16 protein-coding genes and 6 pseudogenes are annotated in these 20,084 nt (G+C 39.1%); 12 read left to right on the forward strand and 10 right to left on the reverse strand.

Translation table 11 applies throughout. The annotated features are described in order from the left end of the window. Positions 1–26: 26 nt before the first annotated feature. The 3 genes and pseudogenes from AYJ55_RS30425 to miaE form a co-directional block, all read left to right on the forward strand. Positions 27–167 (forward strand): hypothetical protein, encoded by a 141-nt coding sequence (locus AYJ55_RS30425; protein WP_187153154.1) that lies wholly within the window; start codon positions 27–29, stop codon positions 165–167. Then, entirely contained in the window at positions 160–2,721 is a 2,562-nt protein-coding gene (gene mutS, locus AYJ55_RS01920; RefSeq protein WP_063653937.1) for a DNA mismatch repair protein MutS, read from the forward strand. The genes AYJ55_RS30425 and mutS overlap by 8 nt, the downstream gene beginning before the upstream one ends. A 2-nt stretch (positions 2,722–2,723) precedes the next feature. Further along, positions 2,724–3,251: pseudogene (gene miaE, locus AYJ55_RS01925) on the forward strand (tRNA isopentenyl-2-thiomethyl-A-37 hydroxylase MiaE); the annotation flags it as partial. A 183-nt stretch (positions 3,252–3,434) separates the two neighbouring features. Here miaE and AYJ55_RS01930 read toward each other — a convergent pair. From AYJ55_RS01930 to dgt, 4 genes and pseudogenes are all read right to left on the reverse strand, one after another. Further along, positions 3,435–3,968 (reverse strand): IS630 family transposase, encoded by a 534-nt coding sequence (locus AYJ55_RS01930; protein WP_162505291.1) that lies wholly within the window; start codon positions 3,966–3,968, stop codon positions 3,435–3,437. Beyond that, on the reverse strand, positions 3,892–4,257 hold the full coding sequence (locus AYJ55_RS01935) for an IS630 transposase-related protein (RefSeq protein ID WP_063653415.1): 366 nt from the start codon (positions 4,255–4,257) through the stop codon (positions 3,892–3,894). Before AYJ55_RS01935 ends, AYJ55_RS01930 begins: the two co-directional genes overlap by 77 nt. Before the next feature lie 36 nt (positions 4,258–4,293). Next, positions 4,294–4,749, reverse strand: a pseudogene (locus AYJ55_RS01940) (IS701 family transposase); the annotation flags it as partial. 172 nt (positions 4,750–4,921) lie between these two features. Then, positions 4,922–6,448 (reverse strand): dGTPase, encoded by a 1,527-nt coding sequence (gene dgt / locus AYJ55_RS01945; protein ID WP_063653940.1) that lies wholly within the window; start codon positions 6,446–6,448, stop codon positions 4,922–4,924. 123 nt (positions 6,449–6,571) lie between these two features. Between dgt and mtnN the strand changes: the two genes are divergently transcribed. Beyond that, complete coding sequence (mtnN, locus tag AYJ55_RS01950) at positions 6,572–7,285, forward strand: 5'-methylthioadenosine/S-adenosylhomocysteine nucleosidase (RefSeq protein ID WP_063653941.1); 714 nt, start codon at positions 6,572–6,574, stop codon at positions 7,283–7,285. A 69-nt stretch (positions 7,286–7,354) separates the two neighbouring features. On the opposite strand, the gene erpA is transcribed toward mtnN, so the two are convergent. Beyond that, positions 7,355–7,699 (reverse strand): iron-sulfur cluster insertion protein ErpA, encoded by a 345-nt coding sequence (gene erpA, locus AYJ55_RS01955; RefSeq protein ID WP_063654050.1) that lies wholly within the window; start codon positions 7,697–7,699, stop codon positions 7,355–7,357. Positions 7,700–7,917: 218 nt separating this feature from the next. On the opposite strand from erpA, the gene hemL reads away from it, so the two are divergent. Beyond that, complete coding sequence (gene hemL / locus AYJ55_RS01960) at positions 7,918–9,201, forward strand: glutamate-1-semialdehyde 2,1-aminomutase (RefSeq protein WP_063653942.1); 1,284 nt, start codon at positions 7,918–7,920, stop codon at positions 9,199–9,201. Positions 9,202–9,268: 67 nt separating this feature from the next. Here the strand turns inward: hemL and mrcB are convergent, their stop codons facing one another. Beyond that, positions 9,269–11,749: a bifunctional glycosyl transferase/transpeptidase gene (mrcB, locus tag AYJ55_RS01965; RefSeq protein ID WP_063653943.1), complete on the reverse strand. Its 2,481-nt coding sequence runs from the start codon at positions 11,747–11,749 to the stop codon at positions 9,269–9,271. Between the two features lie 515 nt (positions 11,750–12,264). Between mrcB and sfsA the strand changes: the two genes are divergently transcribed. The 3 genes and pseudogenes from sfsA to AYJ55_RS27765 form a co-directional block, all read left to right on the forward strand. After that, positions 12,265–12,969, forward strand: coding sequence for a DNA/RNA nuclease SfsA (gene sfsA, locus AYJ55_RS01970; RefSeq protein ID WP_063653944.1), 705 nt, complete (start codon positions 12,265–12,267; stop codon positions 12,967–12,969). Positions 12,970–13,162: 193 nt separating this feature from the next. Beyond that, entirely contained in the window at positions 13,163–13,618 is a 456-nt protein-coding gene (gene dksA / locus AYJ55_RS01975; RefSeq protein ID WP_063653946.1) for an RNA polymerase-binding protein DksA, read from the forward strand. A 64-nt stretch (positions 13,619–13,682) separates the two neighbouring features. Beyond that, positions 13,683–14,008: pseudogene (locus tag AYJ55_RS27765) on the forward strand (glutamate--tRNA ligase family protein); the annotation flags it as partial. Between the two features lie 7 nt (positions 14,009–14,015). On the opposite strand, the pseudogene AYJ55_RS32460 reads toward AYJ55_RS27765, so the two are convergent. After that, positions 14,016–15,034: pseudogene (locus AYJ55_RS32460) on the reverse strand (IS3 family transposase); the annotation flags it as partial. 90 nt (positions 15,035–15,124) lie between these two features. Between AYJ55_RS32460 and AYJ55_RS01985 the strand changes: the two are divergent. Then, the gene (locus tag AYJ55_RS01985; RefSeq protein ID WP_063653948.1) at positions 15,125–15,952 is read left to right on the forward strand and encodes a transposase family protein; all 828 of its coding nucleotides are present in this window, start codon (positions 15,125–15,127) and stop codon (positions 15,950–15,952) included. A gap of 120 nt (positions 15,953–16,072) precedes the next feature. Here the strand turns inward: AYJ55_RS01985 and AYJ55_RS27770 are convergent, their stop codons facing one another. Continuing rightward, a complete protein-coding gene (locus tag AYJ55_RS27770; RefSeq protein WP_162505240.1) occupies positions 16,073–16,219 on the reverse strand; it encodes a transposase in 147 nt (48 codons plus the stop codon). A gap of 74 nt (positions 16,220–16,293) precedes the next feature. On the opposite strand from AYJ55_RS27770, the pseudogene AYJ55_RS27775 reads away from it, so the two are divergent. After that, positions 16,294–16,777: pseudogene (locus AYJ55_RS27775) on the forward strand (glutamate--tRNA ligase family protein); the annotation flags it as partial. Positions 16,778–16,806: 29 nt separating this feature from the next. Here AYJ55_RS27775 and AYJ55_RS24575 read toward each other — a convergent pair. Both AYJ55_RS24575 and AYJ55_RS32465 read right to left on the reverse strand, forming a co-directional pair. Further along, entirely contained in the window at positions 16,807–17,295 is a 489-nt protein-coding gene (locus AYJ55_RS24575) for an IS630 family transposase (RefSeq protein WP_063653499.1), read from the reverse strand. A 17-nt stretch (positions 17,296–17,312) separates the two neighbouring features. Continuing rightward, a pseudogene (locus tag AYJ55_RS32465) lies at positions 17,313–17,630 on the reverse strand (IS630 transposase-related protein); the annotation flags it as partial. Positions 17,631–18,022: 392 nt separating this feature from the next. Here AYJ55_RS32465 and pcnB point away from each other — a divergent pair. Further along, positions 18,023–19,363 carry a polynucleotide adenylyltransferase PcnB gene (pcnB, locus tag AYJ55_RS02000; RefSeq protein WP_425393769.1) on the forward strand — a complete coding sequence of 447 codons (1,341 nt, stop codon included), beginning with the start codon at positions 18,023–18,025 and terminating at the stop codon, positions 19,361–19,363. A gap of 2 nt (positions 19,364–19,365) precedes the next feature. Continuing rightward, entirely contained in the window at positions 19,366–19,845 is a 480-nt protein-coding gene (gene folK, locus AYJ55_RS02005; RefSeq protein WP_063653954.1) for a 2-amino-4-hydroxy-6-hydroxymethyldihydropteridine diphosphokinase, read from the forward strand. Positions 19,846–20,084: the final 239 nt, after the last annotated feature.

Raw genomic sequence — 20,084 nt, forward strand, 5'->3', positions numbered from 1 at the left:
GAAAATTTTTCATAAGTGGGTAGATTTTGCTAACAAGCGGACAATCTATTTTAAAACAAACCCTTTACACAGCAAATTGTTCGGGTTTAATTAAAATAGCATTCAGCAAGCAAGCCTTACCGGCAATATTACAACTCAAAGAGTTAAAAAATAAAAACTATGACTAATTCGCAAAACTTCGCCTCCCATACCCCAATGATGCAGCAATATTTACGCCTTAAGGCACAACATGCTGATATTTTGTTATTTTATCGGATGGGTGATTTTTATGAATTATTCTTTGATGATGCCAAAAAAGCAGCCCAATTACTTGATATTTCATTAACTAAGCGTGGGCAATCGGCAGGGCAACCCATTCCGATGGCTGGCGTACCTCATCATGCCGTAGAGAGTTATTTAGCCAAATTAGTTCAGTTAGGCGAGTCGGTTGCTATCTGTGAACAAATCGGTGATCCCGCCACCAGCAAAGGCCCCGTCGAACGTAAAGTTGTTCGCATCGTAACGCCAGGAACCGTTACTGATGAAGCATTACTACAAGAACGTCAGGACAATCTATTAGCCGCGATTTGGCAAGAAGATAATCTTTATGGCTATGCCACTTTAGATATCACTTCCGGCCGTTTTATTATCAGTGAAATGGCTGATATCAACACCATCAGCGCTGAATTACAACGTACCCGACCGGCAGAACTGCTCTATCCAGAGAATTTTGTCGATGTTGCACTATTTGAAAATAATAAAGGGCTACGTCGTCGCCCATTATGGGAGTTCGAATTAGACACCGCTAGACAACAATTGAATCTACAATTTGGTACCCAGAATCTGATGGGGTTTGGAGTTGAAAAAGCGACATTAGCATTACGCGCAGCGGGTTGCTTACTGCAATATGTTAAAGATACCCAACGTACAGCATTGCCCCATATCCATAGTATTACCATGGAGCAGCAAAAAGAGACCATTATCCTTGATGCCGCTACGCGTCGTAATCTTGAATTAACACAAAATTTATCAGGTGGTAGCGAGAATACGGTAGCTGCGATACTGGATCAGTGCGTAACGCCGATGGGTAGCCGGATGCTAAAACGTTGGCTACATAGTCCGTTGCGCAATCTAAATAAATTATTCAATCGCCAACAAGCGATAGCAGGACTCCAATCTTATCATTTCGAATTACAACCTTTTCTACGCCAAATTGGTGACTTAGAACGGATACTTGCTCGTTTAGCACTCCGTTCAGCCCGGCCTCGGGATCTGGTTCGCATGCGTCATGCTTTCCAACAATTTGCCGATATTCACGCGATATTAGATAAGATTGAATTTCCCTATTTGAAAAACTTGCAGTCACGCATTAGCTCCTTTGAATCGCTGCAAACACTATTGGAAGAAGCCATTGTTGACACACCGCCGGTGTTAATACGAGATGGAGGAGTGATCGCAACCGGATATCATAGCGAACTTGATGAATGGCGTACACTGGCCGATGGTGCCAGTAATTACTTGGAAAAACTTGAATTGCGGGAAAAAGAGAAATTAGGCATTGATAGCCTAAAAGTCGGCTTTAATGCGGTGCATGGCTATTACCTGCAAGTCAGTCGTGGACAAAGTCATCTGGTACCTATCCATTATGTTCGTCGCCAAACCCTAAAAAATGCCGAGCGATATATTATCCCTGAGTTGAAAGAATATGAAGACAAGGTGCTAACTTCTAAAAGTAAAGCATTAGCAATTGAGAAAAAGCTTTATGAAGAACTGTTTGATCTGTTATTACCCCATTTGTCAGCATTGCAAACTAGCGCCGAAGCGTTAGCAGAATTAGATGTACTCAATAATTTGGCAGAGCGCGCCGAGACTTTGGACTATCGCTGCCCAATATTAAATGAGAAACCTGGCATAGAAATTGTTGCTGGACGCCATCCAGTCGTTGAGCAGGTACTTAGTGAGCCATTTATTTCTAATCCACTGGACCTGTCGCCACAACGCCGGTTGTTAATTATTACTGGCCCCAATATGGGCGGTAAAAGTACTTATATGCGTCAAGCAGCCCTAATTACACTGCTTGCTTATATAGGTAGTTTTGTGCCAGCCGAAAAAGCGATTATTGGCCCGATTGATCGGATCTTCACTCGGGTTGGTGCGTCGGATGATCTTGCTGCCGGTCGATCAACTTTTATGGTGGAAATGATAGAAACCGCTAATATCCTCCATAATGCGACAGAACAAAGTCTGGTATTAATGGATGAAATTGGTCGCGGTACCTCAACCTATGATGGTCTTTCACTTGCCTGGGCTTGTTCGGAAAATCTGGTTAGCCAGATTAAAGCTATGACGTTATTTGCTACGCATTATTTTGAATTAACCAATTTGGCAGATAAGCAGGAAGGTGCGGTTAATATTCATCTGGATGCAATAGAGCATGACGACACGATTGCGTTTATGCATAACGTTCAAGAAGGCGCTGCCAGTAAAAGCTATGGCTTAGCGGTGGCTTCATTGGCTGGTGTCCCCGCCAAGGTTATTCAACGAGCAAAACAGAAATTAATCGAGCTAGAAACGCTCTCCACGCTGCCAGCAAATAAATCTATTGATAATTCACAACTAGCAAAAGTAGTGGAAAAGACGGTTTCACCGGCCATTGAAACTCTCGAAAAGTTAAATCCTGACACATTAACACCTCGTCAAGCACTAGAATTGATTTATCGGTTAAAAGAAATGGTGAAATAATTATGTTATATGATGCAAAATTACTTGATCCAATTCACCATTTTTTAGCCTGCAAAACACCGCAAGCGTGGATAGACAAAGCGAGTCAGCCAGAAAACTTAGCGATTATTTTATGCGATCACCTGTTGTGTGAACTAAAAGCCGCCCAAAGTGCTATGCTACTGTTGCGAAAATATGCCGTTGATGAACAGAGCAGTTATACACTCTTACAATGGTTACAACCTTTCGAAGATTTTGCTTATAAGAAAATTGGCAATATTGATACGCTAAAAGGAAAAAATCAGTTATCCAAATCGATCCGAGGAAAGAAAAACACAAGCTATAGCCAATCTCTGATTGATAAAATGGTGTTATTAATTAAAGAAGAACTCCACCATTTTTATCAAGTGCTGGAAATAATGACGGAAAGAGATATCAAATATCAAACTATCAGTGCCGGTCGTTATGCTAAAGGGTTATTTAGTCATGTTAATGTTAGCCATCATGAACTGAACACATTAATTGATAAATTGATCATTGGCGCTTATATGTAGTAGCTCAGACTTAATCTGACAGTTGCCGGTTATTTATACAGTACCTGTCAGGTTAAATTTGATTTAAATCTTTCTCTCTCCAAAGTTGTTTTCCATCGTGTAAAGTTGCCATAGGAGTTCGACCGCAACACATTTTTCCTTGATGAGTGCGTTGGTTATAGCTAGGCGACTTAATTTTGATTACAGCATATGTATTAAAAACAGGTCATCGATAGTGCATCCTGTTTCCATCTTTTTACGTTTAGCTTGAGACCATTTATGTTCTATAGGATTTAAATCTGGTGAATACACAGGCAAATATTCTATCTGGTGTCCTGCGTTTATAATTGCCTGTTCAATATTCTTACCTTTGTGAAAGCTAGCGTTGTCCATAAAAATAACAGAATTTTCAGGAAGTTCTGGGAGCAATATTTTTGTGATCCAAACATAAAAAACATCACGATTAATATTGCAATCAAATAATCCGATAGCAAAAAGGGTTGTTCCCAATAAAGCGCCAATAACATTTGTTCTTCCCTTAGCACCCCAGTTTTTCAGGCCAAAACAACGGTGACCTTTTGGGGAATAGCCGTGAGTTCGTGGAGTGTCATGTGAAAAACCACTTTCATCAATAAAAACAACAGATTTATCTTTTTTTTCATACTGTTGTCTTTTTTGCTGATGTGCCAGCCTGTCGCTTTCGTTGGTTTTTGGATGGAATAGAGTTTTTTTTATAGGTTAATCCCAGCTTTTTAAGGGATTGCCAAATAGTCTTTTTACAAACACCGAATCGCTCTGCCCGTTCCTTTTGGTAAGCATCTGGATACTGTTCCACATCTTTTGCTAAAGCATTTTTATCGAGCTTCCTCTTACGTGGCGTTGAATTTTTTGGCTCTGGTCGTTTAAGCCAACGTACTAAAGACGCTTTTCCAATACGGAATTGTTTCGCAGTTTCTCGAATTGTTAAACCTTCGGCTTTCCTTACAGATATTACTTTACGTCGAAAATCAATTGTATAACTCATAACACACCTTGTAATCAAAATTAAGTCGCCTAGCTATATGATCCCTCTTTTTTTAACAAGAGCGAGCATTTCGGAAAAGTGCGTGTTTTTTGTTTTTCCATCAGAATCTTTATCATAAATACGATAATCAATAGGAATTGATTCAACAGCTGTTAGATTATGCCAACGTAAATTAACTAAACCTATACCAGCAATAACATCATGCTCATTACCTGAATATTGATAATGGACCATTTCTATTTTTTTACTACGTGTTTTGGCAATCAATGTATCATCGGCAATTAGTACGCAAGGGCTTTTTTTGTCTATAGAAGGTTGAACTAATCGCCATAGTTCTTTAGGTCGAAAACATCTACTTTTTAGCCATCGGCTAACAGTGTCATGAGATAAAGGCGATGGGCTTACTTCTGATAACGCCAAACCAGAGTATCTTACACTGCTTACTTGTAAGAATGTTTTATAGATATTTTTAATGCATGGATAACCGGACAAAATATGAACACCGTAATTTTTTCTTGTTTTTAAATTTATACTTCTTTTTTTGAGATTGCGAAACTCGTGTTTAATTAATATGTCTATTCTAAAGCATTACTTAAAATATTTTCCAATCTATATATTTAAGCAATGCTTATTTTCGTTATTTAATTTAATAACATAACATTTTTTAATTTTTCACTGTAAATTTTCGATATTCTTGATAAGCATAATGATCTGTCATACCGCTAATATAGTCTTGTATAAGACGCGCTCGATAATAAAATTCTAATATATCTTTTTCTGTCTCATCAGTAGTGCAAATTCCTTCAATGGCTTCACCATAAGCTACACAATGTTTAGTTGATAATTTATGCAATAGACGTGTTTCGATGAAATACTTCTTGTGATACTTATCTTGATAAAGCTGAGTAAAATCAGCACGTGGCATTAATAATAATGGGCGATAAAAATTTAGTAAACCACTAATTATTCGATAACCTTGTAATTCTAATTGTTCAACTTCCGGGTGCGTAAATACATGTTTATAGGCAACGCCTTTCAATACCTCCAATAGATGATGTTCATCACTTTTATCTTCTAATAAGGCACTATTAAAACTTCCGGCATAAATTTTAGCTAAATGTTTAATAAAACGATGAGCACTATACGACGCCAATTTACTAATAATATTAACTCTAAGATACATAAAAAATTGATCTTGCTTGCTACGTCTTGTTTCATTGTGATTAATACTTTTGTAAGCTTTTTCTACTGTCTGTTCAAATAAATCACCTTTTGCTTTTTTAACTGCCTCCAACCAACCTTGCCGTAAATATTCCAACAGCTTATCAACACTAAAAATACCTTTTTCTACCGCATCATCCAAATCGGCAATACAATAAGAGATATCATCTGCCGCTTCCATAATGTAGGAAAGCGGGAAACGACAATATGGCTTCATATCCAACTGACGGTACAACTCTTTGATAAAACTATCTTCTGACCAATAATAGCCCGGTTTTTTAGTTAAATAATCAAAATCTTTAGGGATTTTATCCAGTTGATAAGCACCTTTAGTATATTTTAAGATTGAGCCAATTTGGCCATAAGTCAGGTTCAATTTTAATAATTGATGGATCATTCTAAGTCCCTGAGCATTACCTTCAAATTGACAAAGATCTTTACGTAATTGGCGACGAAGCAAATCCTTGTTAGATTCATTTGTTAGTTGTAGAAAATTAATTTGGCATTGATCTATGGCCTTTGATTTAGTAGAAATAAATTCAGCGTCAAGTAATGTTGAAAACCAGCCCTTAATGGCGGCTTCACCAAAATGACCAAAAGGTGGGTTGCCAATATCATGCATTAAACATGCCATTTCAATCAAACTTTCAAACGCATCAAGGCGCTCAGAGAGACCATAAGTTGCCAGCAATTTCTTTTTTTTCAATTGGCTTATCACAGTCTTTGCAATAAAACGGCCAATTTGCTGCACTTCTAACGAATGCGTCAGACGACTTCGAACCGCCGCATTTTGTTCTAAAGGAAAGACTTGCGTCTTCTGTTGTAATCGGCGTATTGCGGCAGAATTAATAATGCGCCCTCGATCACTTTCAAATTGACGATTAACTTGTTCCTCATTCTTTGCATCAACATTGTAATCACTATATTTACGAAGAAAATTGAGCTTTTGCCTAAAATCAATCTTGGACATTTCCCCTCCCGATGATGAAATATCCCCAGCTAATGGATCACAGTTAACTTTTTTTCTCTTTTCAATGTTACAATGGCACGGATCTGACAACATGTCTAATTAATCAACTATGAGTATGACACAATGAAAGTTGCAATAATAGGTGCAATGGAGCAAGAGGTGGCATTATTGCGCAAGCAAATCAATGCTCAGTTGACATTATCACGGGCTGGCTGCGAAATTTACTGCGGAAAATTTGATGATCTTGATATCGCATTATTAAAATCAGGCATTGGTAAAGTTTCTGCGGCAGTGGGAACAACATTACTAATAGAACATTTTTCCCCTGAATTTATTATTAACACTGGCTCCGCCGGTGGGTTAGTACCTGCTTTGCAGGTTGGTGATATCGTGGTTTCAACCGAAGTTTGCTATCATGATGTCAATATCACCGCCTTTGGCTACCAACTAGGCCAAATGGCACAATGTCCGGCCACATTTAAAGCGGATAAAAAATTACAAGAACTGGCCGAAAAGTATATTGAAAAATTAGATTTACATGCTGTTCGCGGTTTGATTTGTAGTGGTGATAGCTTTATTAATGGCGCGAAAGAGCTAACCTATATTCGCCAGACTTTTCCCACTGCCATCGCTGTTGAAATGGAAAGCGCCGCAATTGGTCATGTATGTTATCAATTTGATATCCCATTCGTTGTTGTGCGTGCAATTTCTGATGTCGCTGATAAAGAGTCTCATCTCTCTTTTGAGGAATTTTTGCCTGTCGCGGCTCGTCAATCAAGCCTATTGGTGCAAACTATGCTGGCTAATTTAGCTAACTCAAGCCAAAACCGTAAATGAGCTATTAACAACCACTTCGGCTAGATCCCCATACTAAGGGTTATTAATTACCCTTAGTAAGTTAAGCGATTAAATACTAAATGAAGAACCGCAACCACAAGTTGCTTTCGCATTTGGATTGGTTACAACAAACCTTGCCCCTTCTAATCCTTCAATATAATCAACACAACCGCCAACCAGATACTGTAAACTCATAGGATCAACGATTAGTTCGATGCCTTGCTTTTCAATCGTTAAATCACCTTCATTCATTTTATCATCAAAGGTGAAACCATATTGAAAACCACTACAGCCTCCACCAGTAATATAGACGCGCAAACGCAAATTGAGATTTTCCTCATCCGCAATCAACGCTTTAACTTTATTCGCTGCAGCATCAGTAAACTGTATAGGCAGTGCAGTATCATTACTCATTTCTAACTCCAGGCCGACCTGCCAATCAATAGACGCAGGAAGCATCAATACTTCATTGGACAAGGAATGATTATCTAACAGCCGGCCAATTGATTCAAGATCCAGCCGAAATTAACTGATTTAAAAAAATTCTCGCTACATTTGCTATTTGGTTTATTGCCAATACTGCTTTAAGATATGAGCAAAATTTCTGCTGGACCAATACTTGGAGTTATTTAATGAGTCAATCTGAAACACTTTACCTAAAAGCCAAAAAATTTATTCCTGGCGGTGTCAATTCACCGGTTCGGGCGTTTAATAGTGTTGGCGGCTATCCACTATTTATTCAGCGAGCTGACGGTGCTTATATTTATGATGTTGATGGCAAAGCTTATATCGATTACGTCGGTTCTTGGGGGCCGATGATTTTAGGTCATAATCACCTCACAATTAAGCAAGCGGTCATCCAAGCGGCAGAAAATGGCCTTAGTTTTGGTGCCCCGACCACCATTGAAGTAAAAATGGCAGAAATTATTAGTCAACTTATTCCATCCATCGAAATGGTTCGTATGGTAAATTCAGGCACAGAAGCCACAATGAGTGCCATACGGCTCGCTCGCGGTTATACAGGGCGTGACAAGATTATTAAATTTGAAGGCTGTTATCATGGACATGCCGACTGCCTATTAGTTAAAGCAGGCTCAGGCGCTTTAACCTTTGGTCAACCTAATTCTCCTGGCGTTCCCGCTGATGTTGCCAAACATACTCTTACCTGTACATTTAATGATTTAGATTCAGTTCAGCGTACTTTTGCCCAATATCCGCAAGAAATCGCTGCTATCATTGTAGAGCCAGTAGCAGGCAATATGAATTGTATCCTACCTGAGGCTAAATTCCTGCCTGGACTACGTACATTATGCGATCAATTTGGCGCGCTATTAATTATCGACGAAGTGATGACCGGCTTTCGGGTTGCCTTAGGTGGCGCACAAGCACATTATCAAGTTAAACCTGATTTGACCTGTTTAGGTAAAATAATCGGCGGTGGTATGCCTGTTGGAGCATTCGGTGGCCGCCGCGAATTGATGGAAAAACTCGCTCCAATAGGGCCAATTTATCAAGCCGGTACCTTATCAGGCAACCCATTAGCGATGGCAGCAGGCCTTGCTTGCCTAACTGAAGTTGCTAAACCCAATACCCATAAACGCTTAGCAGAACTGACGAAAAAACTTGTTACAGGCTTACAAGAAAAAGCGCAACAAACTGCTATTCCGTTGGTTGTTAATCATGTTGGTGGCATGTTTGGCCTATTTTTTACAGCAGCACCACAAGTTAACTTCTATCAGGATGTCATGCAATGTGATATTGAGAAATTTAAGCAATTCTTCCATTTAATGTTAGAGGAAGGCGTTTATTTGGCACCTTCTGCCTTTGAGGCGGGTTTCATGTCCATTGCGCATAGTGATGAAGATATTGATCGCACAATTAAAGCAGCAGAAAATGCTTTTAATAAGATGAACTAATCATTTATTAAATCATAAAAAAACCGGCGCCAATTTTTTAGCATAGCGCCGGTTTACTAGATTTTTATTACTGTCCAAACATCTCCTTCACCCAAGCAGGTGCATCATTACTTTTGCTCTGCTGTTCATTTAAGTTCAGGTTTGGCTTCAATACTTGTACCCCTTGCTGACATAATGCTTGAGGATCCTCTGTCCATACTGGCAAAATACGATCTCCACCACCTGCGCAGTTAAAACTGCCATTGGTATTTACTCGCATCTCCATAATTCCATCGGGAGAGCGATTATCCAATGCCAATGGAGTCTGATTTTCTAAATAACGACGATATAGATGTAATGCACCACTTGCACCAGTAAGATTTGTCGGACCATTATTATCACGACCAGTCCAAGCAATCACCACTTCCTTACCATCGATACCAGCAAACCAACTATCGCGTAGATCATTTGTTGTCCCGGTCTTACCGGCTAAGTGATATTGAGCAAATTTATTCATTAATGAACGAGATGTTCCGCGCTCAACCACTTGTTGCATACCATAAAGTGTTAGATAAGCTGCCTGCGGAGATACTGCCCGCTCCGCAGATGGATAACTTTGATAAAGCTCATTGCCATCACCATCAATCACGGAGCGTAATGCCGATAATGCCGCTCGATTGCCGCCGCCACTAATGGTTTGAAACATTTGCGCCGTTTCCATTGGCGTTAAGTTCAACGCACCTAATAACATTGCCGGCACTTTTTCTATCGCATTACTTGGCACACCAAGACTTACTAATACTTTACTAACCTGATCCAAGCCAACATTCAAGCCAACATTCACCGTCGGAATATTCAGCGAGCTGGCCAAAGCATCAATCAACATGACCTGCCCCCGAAAACGGCGATCATAATTTCTCGGTTCCCATATTTGATTATCAAATTTGACGCTAATCGGCTCGTCAGGTACCCAAGTATTTAAACGAAAACGGTCTGGTTCACTTAATGCAGTGAGATAAGTTGACGGCTTAGCCAGTGAACCAATTGAGCGGCGAGCATTTAACGCTCGGTTAAAACCAGAATATTGTGGTTGTGAGCCACCGACCATAGCACGAACTTCGCCATTAATACGGTCAACGACCACCATCGCGCCTTCCAGATCAGGCAACTTACGTGTTTTACGTAAATCGGCTATCCCCTGTTCGACGGCATTTTCAGCTGCTTGCTGCGAGACTAGATCTAAAGTAGTAAAGATTTTAGCTCCAGAAAGGTTATTTACTCTATCTCCCAATTTTTCAACTAATTCTTGCCGAACGAGTTGCATAAAGGCGGGTTGAGGTGTCAAAACACCGCTTCTGGGTTTAACGCCTAAAGGACGAGCACTCAATATATTATACATTACATGATCGATAATTTCACGCGTTTCCAACAACTTTAACACTAAATTACGACGTTCTAGCGCCAATTTAGGGTTGCGCCATGGGTTATATAGTGATGCTCCCTTCACCATACCGACTAATAGCGCTTGTTGATCAATACTCAGCTCATCGATTGGACGACCAAAATAGTAGAGGCTAGCAAGGGGAAAACCCCGAATTTGGTCATCGCCGCTTTGTCCTAAATAAACTTCATTTAAGTACAGTTCAAGAATACGTTCTTTGCTATAGCGAGAATCCATTAAAATCGCCATATAAGCTTCATTGGCTTTACGTATTAACGTTCTTTCATTACTTAAAAATAAGTTTTTAACTAATTGTTGAGTTAGCGTACTACCACCCTGAACCGTCTTACCAGCCATTAAATTAGCAATAACCGCACGCCCAATAGAATAAATACTTACCCCGTCATGCTCATAAAAATGTCGGTCTTCAGTTTCAAGTAATATTTTGACTAAAGAATCAGGAAAATCTTCTCTCGGCAAGACTAAGCGTTGCTCATTGTTCGCCGATTGCATCATAGTGATAAGTTTAGGATCTAGTCGAAAAAAACCAAACGAACGCCCATTTTCCATATTAGTAATATTGGTGAGCCGAGCATGATCAAAACTTAATTTAGCTAAAATCTGTTCTTCTCTTTGATCAGGAAAGGAAAATGGCCGGCGTAACATTTCTATCGTGTTATCTTTAACAATATACTCACCGGGTAAAGTAATTTTATTTACCTGGCGATATTGCATGCCATCTAATAATCGAATCATCTCTTCTTTACTGTAATTCATCCCCGGTTCAAGATTAACCATTCGGCCATAAACTGCAGCCGGTAGATCCCAAACTTTACCATCAAGACGATCACTGATTTTCTGATATAAATAGATACCATAGACACCAACTAGCAATGCCAAGACTATGGCAATTTTGACAAACAACCAAAACCAACGCCATCTACTTTTAGGTGGCCGAGACTTATTGTCTTTACTTGCCATTAGTTCTTCTTCCTCGTTGTCATCAATATCTTCATACTCATAATCATAGTTGTCTAACCGATTATTTTGATGAGATTTTGATTTTTTACCAGTGGGCTTTTTCTTAGATCTGCGCCCAATAGGTTCATAATTATCTTTGTCATGCATGGTATAAAATCAATCTTTATTCACTATTAGTTTATTTTTAGTCCAAGAGTTTAATCATAACTTACAGATATTTCTTTCATATATCTCATTAAAATAGCATTTTTACCATACACGAGTTTCACACCAATAAAAAAACGCTCTATTTTTAAGTTTAATTCAGCATAATATATAAATAGACAAAATCTTATAAATTAAAAGCAACTTATTGTAATTTAAACAAATTTATACGTTTTAGTAACTTGCAAATTAACCATTGCTCTTAAGCCATTTCTGGAATTTTATATGCCTGTGCGAAACCTGTGCGAAACTCGTGTCATAATTAAATAATAAACATCCGCCAAACTAGTAGTTTTATACTCTGATGTGATGATAACATTATTACCTACTATCATATTAAATGAAGACTATCTATCCATTAATTTATATAAAAAAGCAACAATTATTAACTTTTAGTGCCAAATATTGTAGCATTACTTTGCCTTTAGCCGTGTCTATCACAACCGGAGTAGCTAGCAATGTATTGGTTCCCGCCACTAGAATCAGCCCAATTAGTAAAGCGTTATAAACGTTTTCTTGCTGATGTTATTACACCCGCAGGTAAATTACTAACCATTCATTGCGCCAATACAGGTGCCATGACAGGCTGTGCAACACCCGGAGATACAGTTTGGTACTCAACATCCAATAATATTAAGCGAAAATATCCACATAGCTGGGAACTGACACAAACACAAACTGGCGATTGGATTTGTGTCAATACTCATCGAGCAAATGATTTAATTAGTCAATTTATAGCGGAAAATAAAATTCCGGAATTATCCGATTATGCTAACATTAGCAGGGAAGTGAAATATGGCGACGAAAATAGTCGAATCGATCTCCTTCTAAAGAAAAAACAGCAAGTTAATTGCTATATTGAAGTAAAATCAGTCACCTTACTAGAAAACAATATCGGTTATTTTCCTGATGCTGTTACAATAAGAGGGCAAAAACATTTACGTGAACTATCTTTAATAGCCGAACGAGGCGAAAGAGCAGTTTTGTTCTTTGCCGTACTTCATACTGGTATAAAGAAAATGTCCGTTGCAAGCCATATTGATTGTCAATATGCTGCGCTCTTACAGCAAGCAACAAATGTTGGTATTGAAATACTCTGCTATCAGATTAAAATATCAGAAAAAGGGCTAGCAATGGATAAAAAAATACCATTTATTCAATAAACCAAGCTATTATATTCTTTTAGGCAAAATTCGTTTTATATACAAATAAAGACAGATAACACGCGCATCACCCTGTTATAGTAAAACGAATTGTAAGAACCATTGCCAAGTATAGAGTGTTCTGTTATTTATAGCGGACTTAGTTTCCCCCTTGAGGGGCTCTTTTGAATATTGCGTGTGTAGGAGAAGCATTATGCAAGAAGGGCAAAAACCTAAAACCTCGTCCTTAAGCATTCTCGCCATCGCTGGGGTAGATCCTTACCAAGAAAAGCCTGGCGAAGAGTACATGAACGATGCCCAATTGGCACATTTTAGGCGCATTCTCGAAACATGGTGCAATCAACTCAGAGATGAAGTCGACCGCACTGTAACTCATATGCAGGATGAAGCGGCAAATTTCCCTGATCCCGTTGATAGAGCGGTACAGGAAGAAGAATTTAGCCTTGAGTTACGTAATCGCGATCGCGAACGTAAGTTGATAAAAAAAATCGAGAAGACGCTAAAAAAAGTTGATGATGAAGATTTTGGTTATTGTGAAAGCTGTGGGATTGAAATTGGTATCCGCCGCTTAGAAGCTCGTCCAACAGCTGATTTATGCATTGATTGCAAAACATTAGCTGAAATGCGTGAAAAACAGATGGCGGGTTAGCCAATAATCTTACACCATAAAAATACGACGGTACACAAAAGTGTACCGTATTCTTTTGAAATAAATGAGTAATTCAATAATTACTAACATTCCACCTTATATTGGACGCTTTGTTCCATCACCCACAGGTGATCTCCATTTTGTTCGTTAGTTACTGCGCTTGGTAGCTAACATACAAGCTAAAAAAAGCAAAGAAAGTGGTATGTTAGGATCGATGACATCGGTACCACTAGAGAAGTGCCGGGTGCTGCTTCTCGCATTTTAAAAACTTTAGATCATTATGGTTTACATTGGGATGGTAAAATAATCTATCAATCACAACGCCATGATATTTACTGTGACATTTTAACTCAGCTAAAGCAGTACCATGGCTGCTATTACTGTCGCTGTGTAGTGGTCAACTAAAATTGGCCACCCTACCTGACTGTTCACGGAACAGTCGCTCTGATTCGTTTGGCGTTAATCCACCGTTATACCAGTGAGGTCTTATATCGCTATAGTAGTGGGTTATGTAGCGAATAATGGCTGACTGAGCAGTACTAAAGCTTTGGTAGCCAGTCGTTGGCACCCATTCGGTCTTCAGACTACGGAAGAATCGTTCCATCGGACTATTATCCCAACAATTCCCTCTGCGACTGATACTTTGGGTCATCTGATAACGCCACAATGCCTGCCTATACTGACGACTGGTATAATGACTTCCCTGATCACTATGGAACATCACCTGTTTGGGATGCCCACGTAGTTCCCAAGCCATTTGTAGTGCTTTGGCGGTTAATTCTGAGTCTGGTGCAAATGACATTGCCCAGCCCACCGGTTTTCGGGCAAACAAATCCAATACCACAGCCAGATAGGCCCATCGTGAGCCTGTCCAAATATAGGTTACATCGCCGCACCAAACCTGGTCAGGCTTTGTAACAGCGAACTGCCTATTGAGCAGATTTGGAATATCAATACGTTCATTTCCACCGCGGTTGTATTTATGTTTTCGCTCTTGGCAACTGACGATGATTAATTCTTTCATCAACTTACCCGCTAACCACCGCCCAAGTTTCACGTTGTGTGTATTGGTAACCATCGTGGCGATAGTCCTTGCGCCAGCAGAGCCGCCACTAACGTTCCACGCTTCGCTGACTAGGCTACGTTTTATCGTCCGCTCAATATCTGGCTCCTTAGGCCGACACCAATAGCGATAACTGCTTCGGTGAACATTAAAAATACGACACAAAGTTTTCACCGGATAAAGCACTCTTAGCTTTTCAACTACCGAAAATTTTTCAGTGAGTCGGACATTAAGAGCGCAGTAGCCTTTTTTAAGATGTCATTCTCCATTTCCAGCCGGTGGATTTTTTTCTTCATTTCTCTGAACTCAATTTGTTCAGGTGTTAATGGCAGACCAGGCGATGTTTTCCCTTGACATTAAAATAGTTGCTGAATAGAGACTTGCATTTTTTGTCACGCTATAGACAATAAAAAGAGGTTTAACTTAGAAAATAACGGTTTGAAATGATCAACAAAGAGCGGTTGTTACGAGATAATCGTTTATGTAAAGCAATCATTGGATTATCAGTCGAAGAATTGAAAAATTTAGCCGCTGAATTTTCAGCTTGTTATTTGATTTATCGGAAAAAGAATCGAAAAGATCACGAGCGGCAGATAGGTGCAGGGCAGAAAGGATTTATCCCAACCCCATTAGATAAACTGCTTTTTATTTTATTGTATTTAAAATGTTATCCGACCTATGATTTGCAAGGACTTCTTTTTGGTTTAGATAGAACACGGGTATGTCGCTGGGTAAAAATATTATTGCCGGTTTTAGAGATGACCTTGGGGCGAGAATGTGTTTTGCCCGCTCGTCAAATTCGCTCTGCTGAGGAATTTTTTCGCGCCTTTCCTGGAGTTAAAGACGTCTTTATTGATGGGACAGAGCGACCTGTCCAAAAGCCTAAGAATCTGCGTCGGCGAAAAAAAATGTATTCGGGAAAGAAAAGACAGACCACTCGAAAAGGGCTTATTATGACTGACGAAACGAGGAAAATTGGATTTATCCCCATGATCAAAAATGGGCGCCGTCACGATAAACGCTTACTCGATAAAGTCGATATAATTCGCCATATTCCCCCTGAGGTAACCATCTGGGCCGATACCGGTTTTCAAGGTATAGATAAACAGCATCCTAATACACAAATCCCAAAAAAAGGAACTCGAAAAAGACCTTTATCGCCTGAACAAAAACAAGAAAATAAAATAATCTCGGGCATCCGTATTACGGTTGAACACGCCCGCGGGTATCAAGCGCCTCGGTTGTATGACCCAAATTTTACGGAATCGTAGACCCTTTATTGATGATACCTTTTTACTCCTTAGTGCCGGTCTTTGGAATTTCCATCTCAGAACAGCCTAAAATTTACTTCAATCACCGAAATACCCTTATTTCACTATTAAGCAACACGCTTATTCTAAACGAAGGGCTCTTACCCACCGGCTAATCGCTGAAAGACTGACGTTCATGCCTTTCGCGGCTTCCTGGTAGGTGTAATTTTGGTCAAGGACTAATTTGGCGGTTTCACATTTAAATTCAGCAGTAATTATTTTACCCATTTCGGCACCTATAAAAATTATGAGGTAAGCATATCACCTCAACTTAGGTGGCCAAATTTAGTATGCCACTACACTGTACCCGCCAACGTATTAATACTATTGGTGGTTATTACGACGCTCATTGTCGCAATCTTGGTTTATCTTGTTCTGCCGCTGCTTTGAGGATAATACAATCAAAACCGGTGTATGGCTTTTATGATCAATTACAAGGTGATTATGTAGCGCCTTGCTCTTTGGCAAAAGAAGATTTCATTTATTGTTCGAAAAGATAATTTATTTGCTTATAATCTTGTTGTCGTTATTGACGATCATGACCAAGGTATTACCGAAGTTGTTCGTGGTGCGGATCTCATTGCACCAACCTTTAGACAAATTTCTCTCTATCGCTATCTGGCTTTTCCGCAATCCGATTATGTGCATTTACTACTAGTATTAAATCGTTCTCATAATAAACTTTCTAAACGAAATCATACCCCGCCGCTACCGATGAACGATCCGAGGCCTATTTTAGTTGATGCACTAAATTTTTTATCACAAACAACTATTATTAATTGGCAATTAGATATAGCTAGGCGACTTAATTTTGATTACAGCATATGTATTAAAAACAGGTCATCGATAGTGCATCCTGTTTCCATCTTTTTACGTTTAGCTTGAGACCATTTATGTTCTATAGGATTTAAATCTGGTGAATACACAGGCAAATATTCTATCTGGTGTCCTGCGTTTATAATTGCCTGTTCAATATTCTTACCTTTGTGAAAGCTAGCGTTGTCCATAAAAATAACAGAATTTTCAGGAAGTTCTGGGAGCAATATTTTTGTGATCCAAACATAAAAAACATCACGGTTAATATTGCAATCAAATAATCCGATAGCAAAAAGGGTTGTTCCCAATAAAGCGCCAATAACATTTGTTCTTCCCTTAGCACCCCAGTTTTTCAGGCCAAAACAACGGTGACCTTTTGGGGAATAGCCGTGAGTTCGTGGAGTGTCATGTGAAAAACCACTTTCATCAATAAAAACAACAGATTTATCTTTTTTTTCATACTGTTGTCTTTTTTGCTGATGTGCCAGCCTGTCGCTTTCGTTGGTTTTTGGATGGAATAGAGTTTTTTTTTATAGGTTAATCCCAGCTTTTTAAGGGATTGCCAAATAGTCTTTTTACAAACACCGAATCGCTCTGCCCGTTCCTTTTGGTAAGCATCTGGATACTGTTCCACATCTTTTGCTAAAGCATTTTTATCGAGCTTCCTCTTACGTGGCGTTGAATTTTTTGGCTCTGGTCGTTTAAGCCAACGTACTAAAGACGCTTTTCCAATACGGAATTGTTTCGCAGTTTCTCGAATTGTTAAACCTTCGGCTTTCCTTACAGATATTACTTTACGTCGAAAATCAATTGTATAACTCATAACACACCTTGTAATCAAAATTAAGTCGCCTAGCTATAGCATCCAACCAGGCGGGAGAATTGTTACCTATTATGATTAATTAGTAATTTTTATCCTACTTAGGCATTCTCAAAAAAAATCCTATAAGATATGATTAATTATTAGTATTTATTTTTTAACTAAAATTGCATTAGATATCGAGGTGTATTATTTTTACCCGGGTAGCCAATTTCTGTCGTAATTTATTGATACGAGAAGAAAAGAATAATCGAAGTAAACAGAAATCTCATGATAGTTCTGCGACTGACACTAGGTCCAAAACTAAAGTAAAAGCTTTACTAACAAAAAGATATCGGAGTACAAAAATCATTAAAAGTGCTCAATTAGCAGATAAACAGACACCCGCTTCTGCTATAAATACTTCAATATCCATAGTTCCGCGCGATAAGCATCCTATTTCGCGAAGAGACATCAGTGACAATGTACTGAAAGTGCTTTATCGTCTAAATAATGCTGGCTATGAAGCCTATCTGGTCGGTGGTAGCGTCAGAGATTTACTATTAGGTAAAAAACCTAAAGACTTCGACGTTACTACAAATGCGACACCTGAACAAATTCGCAAATTATTTCGTAATTGTCGTTTAGTCGGACGCCGTTTTCGTTTAGCGCATATCATGTTTGGTTATGAAATCATCGAAGTTGCTACTTTTCGTAGTTCTCATGAGCAAACTGATACTAATAATAAAGATATGGCTCACCAAGCACAAAATGGTATATTACTGAGAGATAATATTTTTGGCAACATTGAAGACGATGCCATTCGACGCGACTTTACCATCAATAGCCTATATTACCGAATTAACGATTTTACCCTACGCGATTATGTTGGTGGATTTGAGGATCTAAAAAATGGCACTATTCGCTTAATAGGTGATCCAAAAATCCGTTATCGAGAAGATCCCGTTAGGATGCTACGCGCTATTCGATTTGCCTGCAAACTGAATATGCAAATTGATGTTGAAACTGCCAAGCCTATTCCACAACTGGCATTTTTATTAAAAGACATTCCATCTGCACGTCTATTTGAAGAGTCGCTCAAATTACTTCAGACCGGTCAAGGTTATCAAACCTATCAACAATTAAGGCGTTATAGTCTCTTTCAATCATTGTTTCCGTTAGTTGAACGACACTTCACCGCCAATGATGATTCACCGATGGAACTTATTATTAATCAGGTGCTGCAAGATACTGATTATCGAATAAAAAATAATAAACGCGTTAATCCTGCATTCTTATTTGCTACCATGTTATGGTACCCACTGGTAGAACATGCAGAAAGACTTTCTCAGGAAAGCGGCTTACCCTATTACGAAGCCTTTGCGATCGCAATGAATGATATTCTCGATGAGCAATGCCGTTCTATTGCTATCCCTAAACGGCTTACCTCAACAATGCGCGATATCTGGCAGCTACAATTGCGACTACCACGGCGCCAAGGGAAAAAAGCAGATAAACTACTTGAACATCCAAAATTTCGCGCAGCGTTTGATCTCCTGGAGCTACGCGCCAACGTGGAACAACGACGTGAATTAGAAGAACTGGCCCATTGGTGGGCTGAGTTTCAACAAGCCAATAATAACCTACAGCATGAAATGATCTCAGAGCTAGGTAGTATACCGACTCATCGTCGTAACTGGACACGTCATCGAAATCACACCAACCGTAAACCGATAAAAAACAACAGAGTTAATTAAATATGCAACGTGTTTATATCGCCATTGGCAGCAATCTAGATGACCCCTTACAACAAGTACAAAGTGCCATTAGAGAATTACAGCAATTACCGAATACCAAACCAATTGCTGTTTCTTCTTTCTATCGCTCTAAACCTATGGAGCCACAAGATCAGCCTGACTATCTCAATGCCGTTATCGCGTTAGATACTGAGTTATTGCCCGAAACCCTACTTGAACATACCCAATCGATTGAATTAATGCATGGTAGAATGCGTAAAGCCGATCGTTGGGGGCCAAGAACTCTCGATTTGGATATTATGTTATACGGCCAACAGGTTATTCAGACAACGCATTTAACTATCCCTCATTATGGCCTTAAAGAACGAGAATTTGTGCTTTATCCTTTAGCAGAAATTGCCCCTCAGCTACGCTTTCCAGATGGAGAATTACTCAGTGATAGATTGCAGCAGGTTGCTAAAAATGAGCTGACTTTATGGTAACTTAGCCAATGATTCAATTGGCTATGGGGCAAGCTATATCGATCGTAAAATAAAAATAACCTATTAATTTAATTATGATTTATTAATCATATTACTTAAATAAAATAAGTACATTTTAATTTATTTTTATGTACACACATATGTACAAATTATTTTTTCACCCCCGTGTGTTATCTTTGGCAAAATACCAAGAACAAAACCGCAATCTGTCACAAATCCACTAACACGCAACTAATAAC

The sequence above is a fragment of the Candidatus Arsenophonus triatominarum genome, assembly GCF_001640365.1.
In the GTDB taxonomy this organism is placed as follows: domain Bacteria; phylum Pseudomonadota; class Gammaproteobacteria; order Enterobacterales; family Enterobacteriaceae; genus Arsenophonus; species Arsenophonus triatominarum.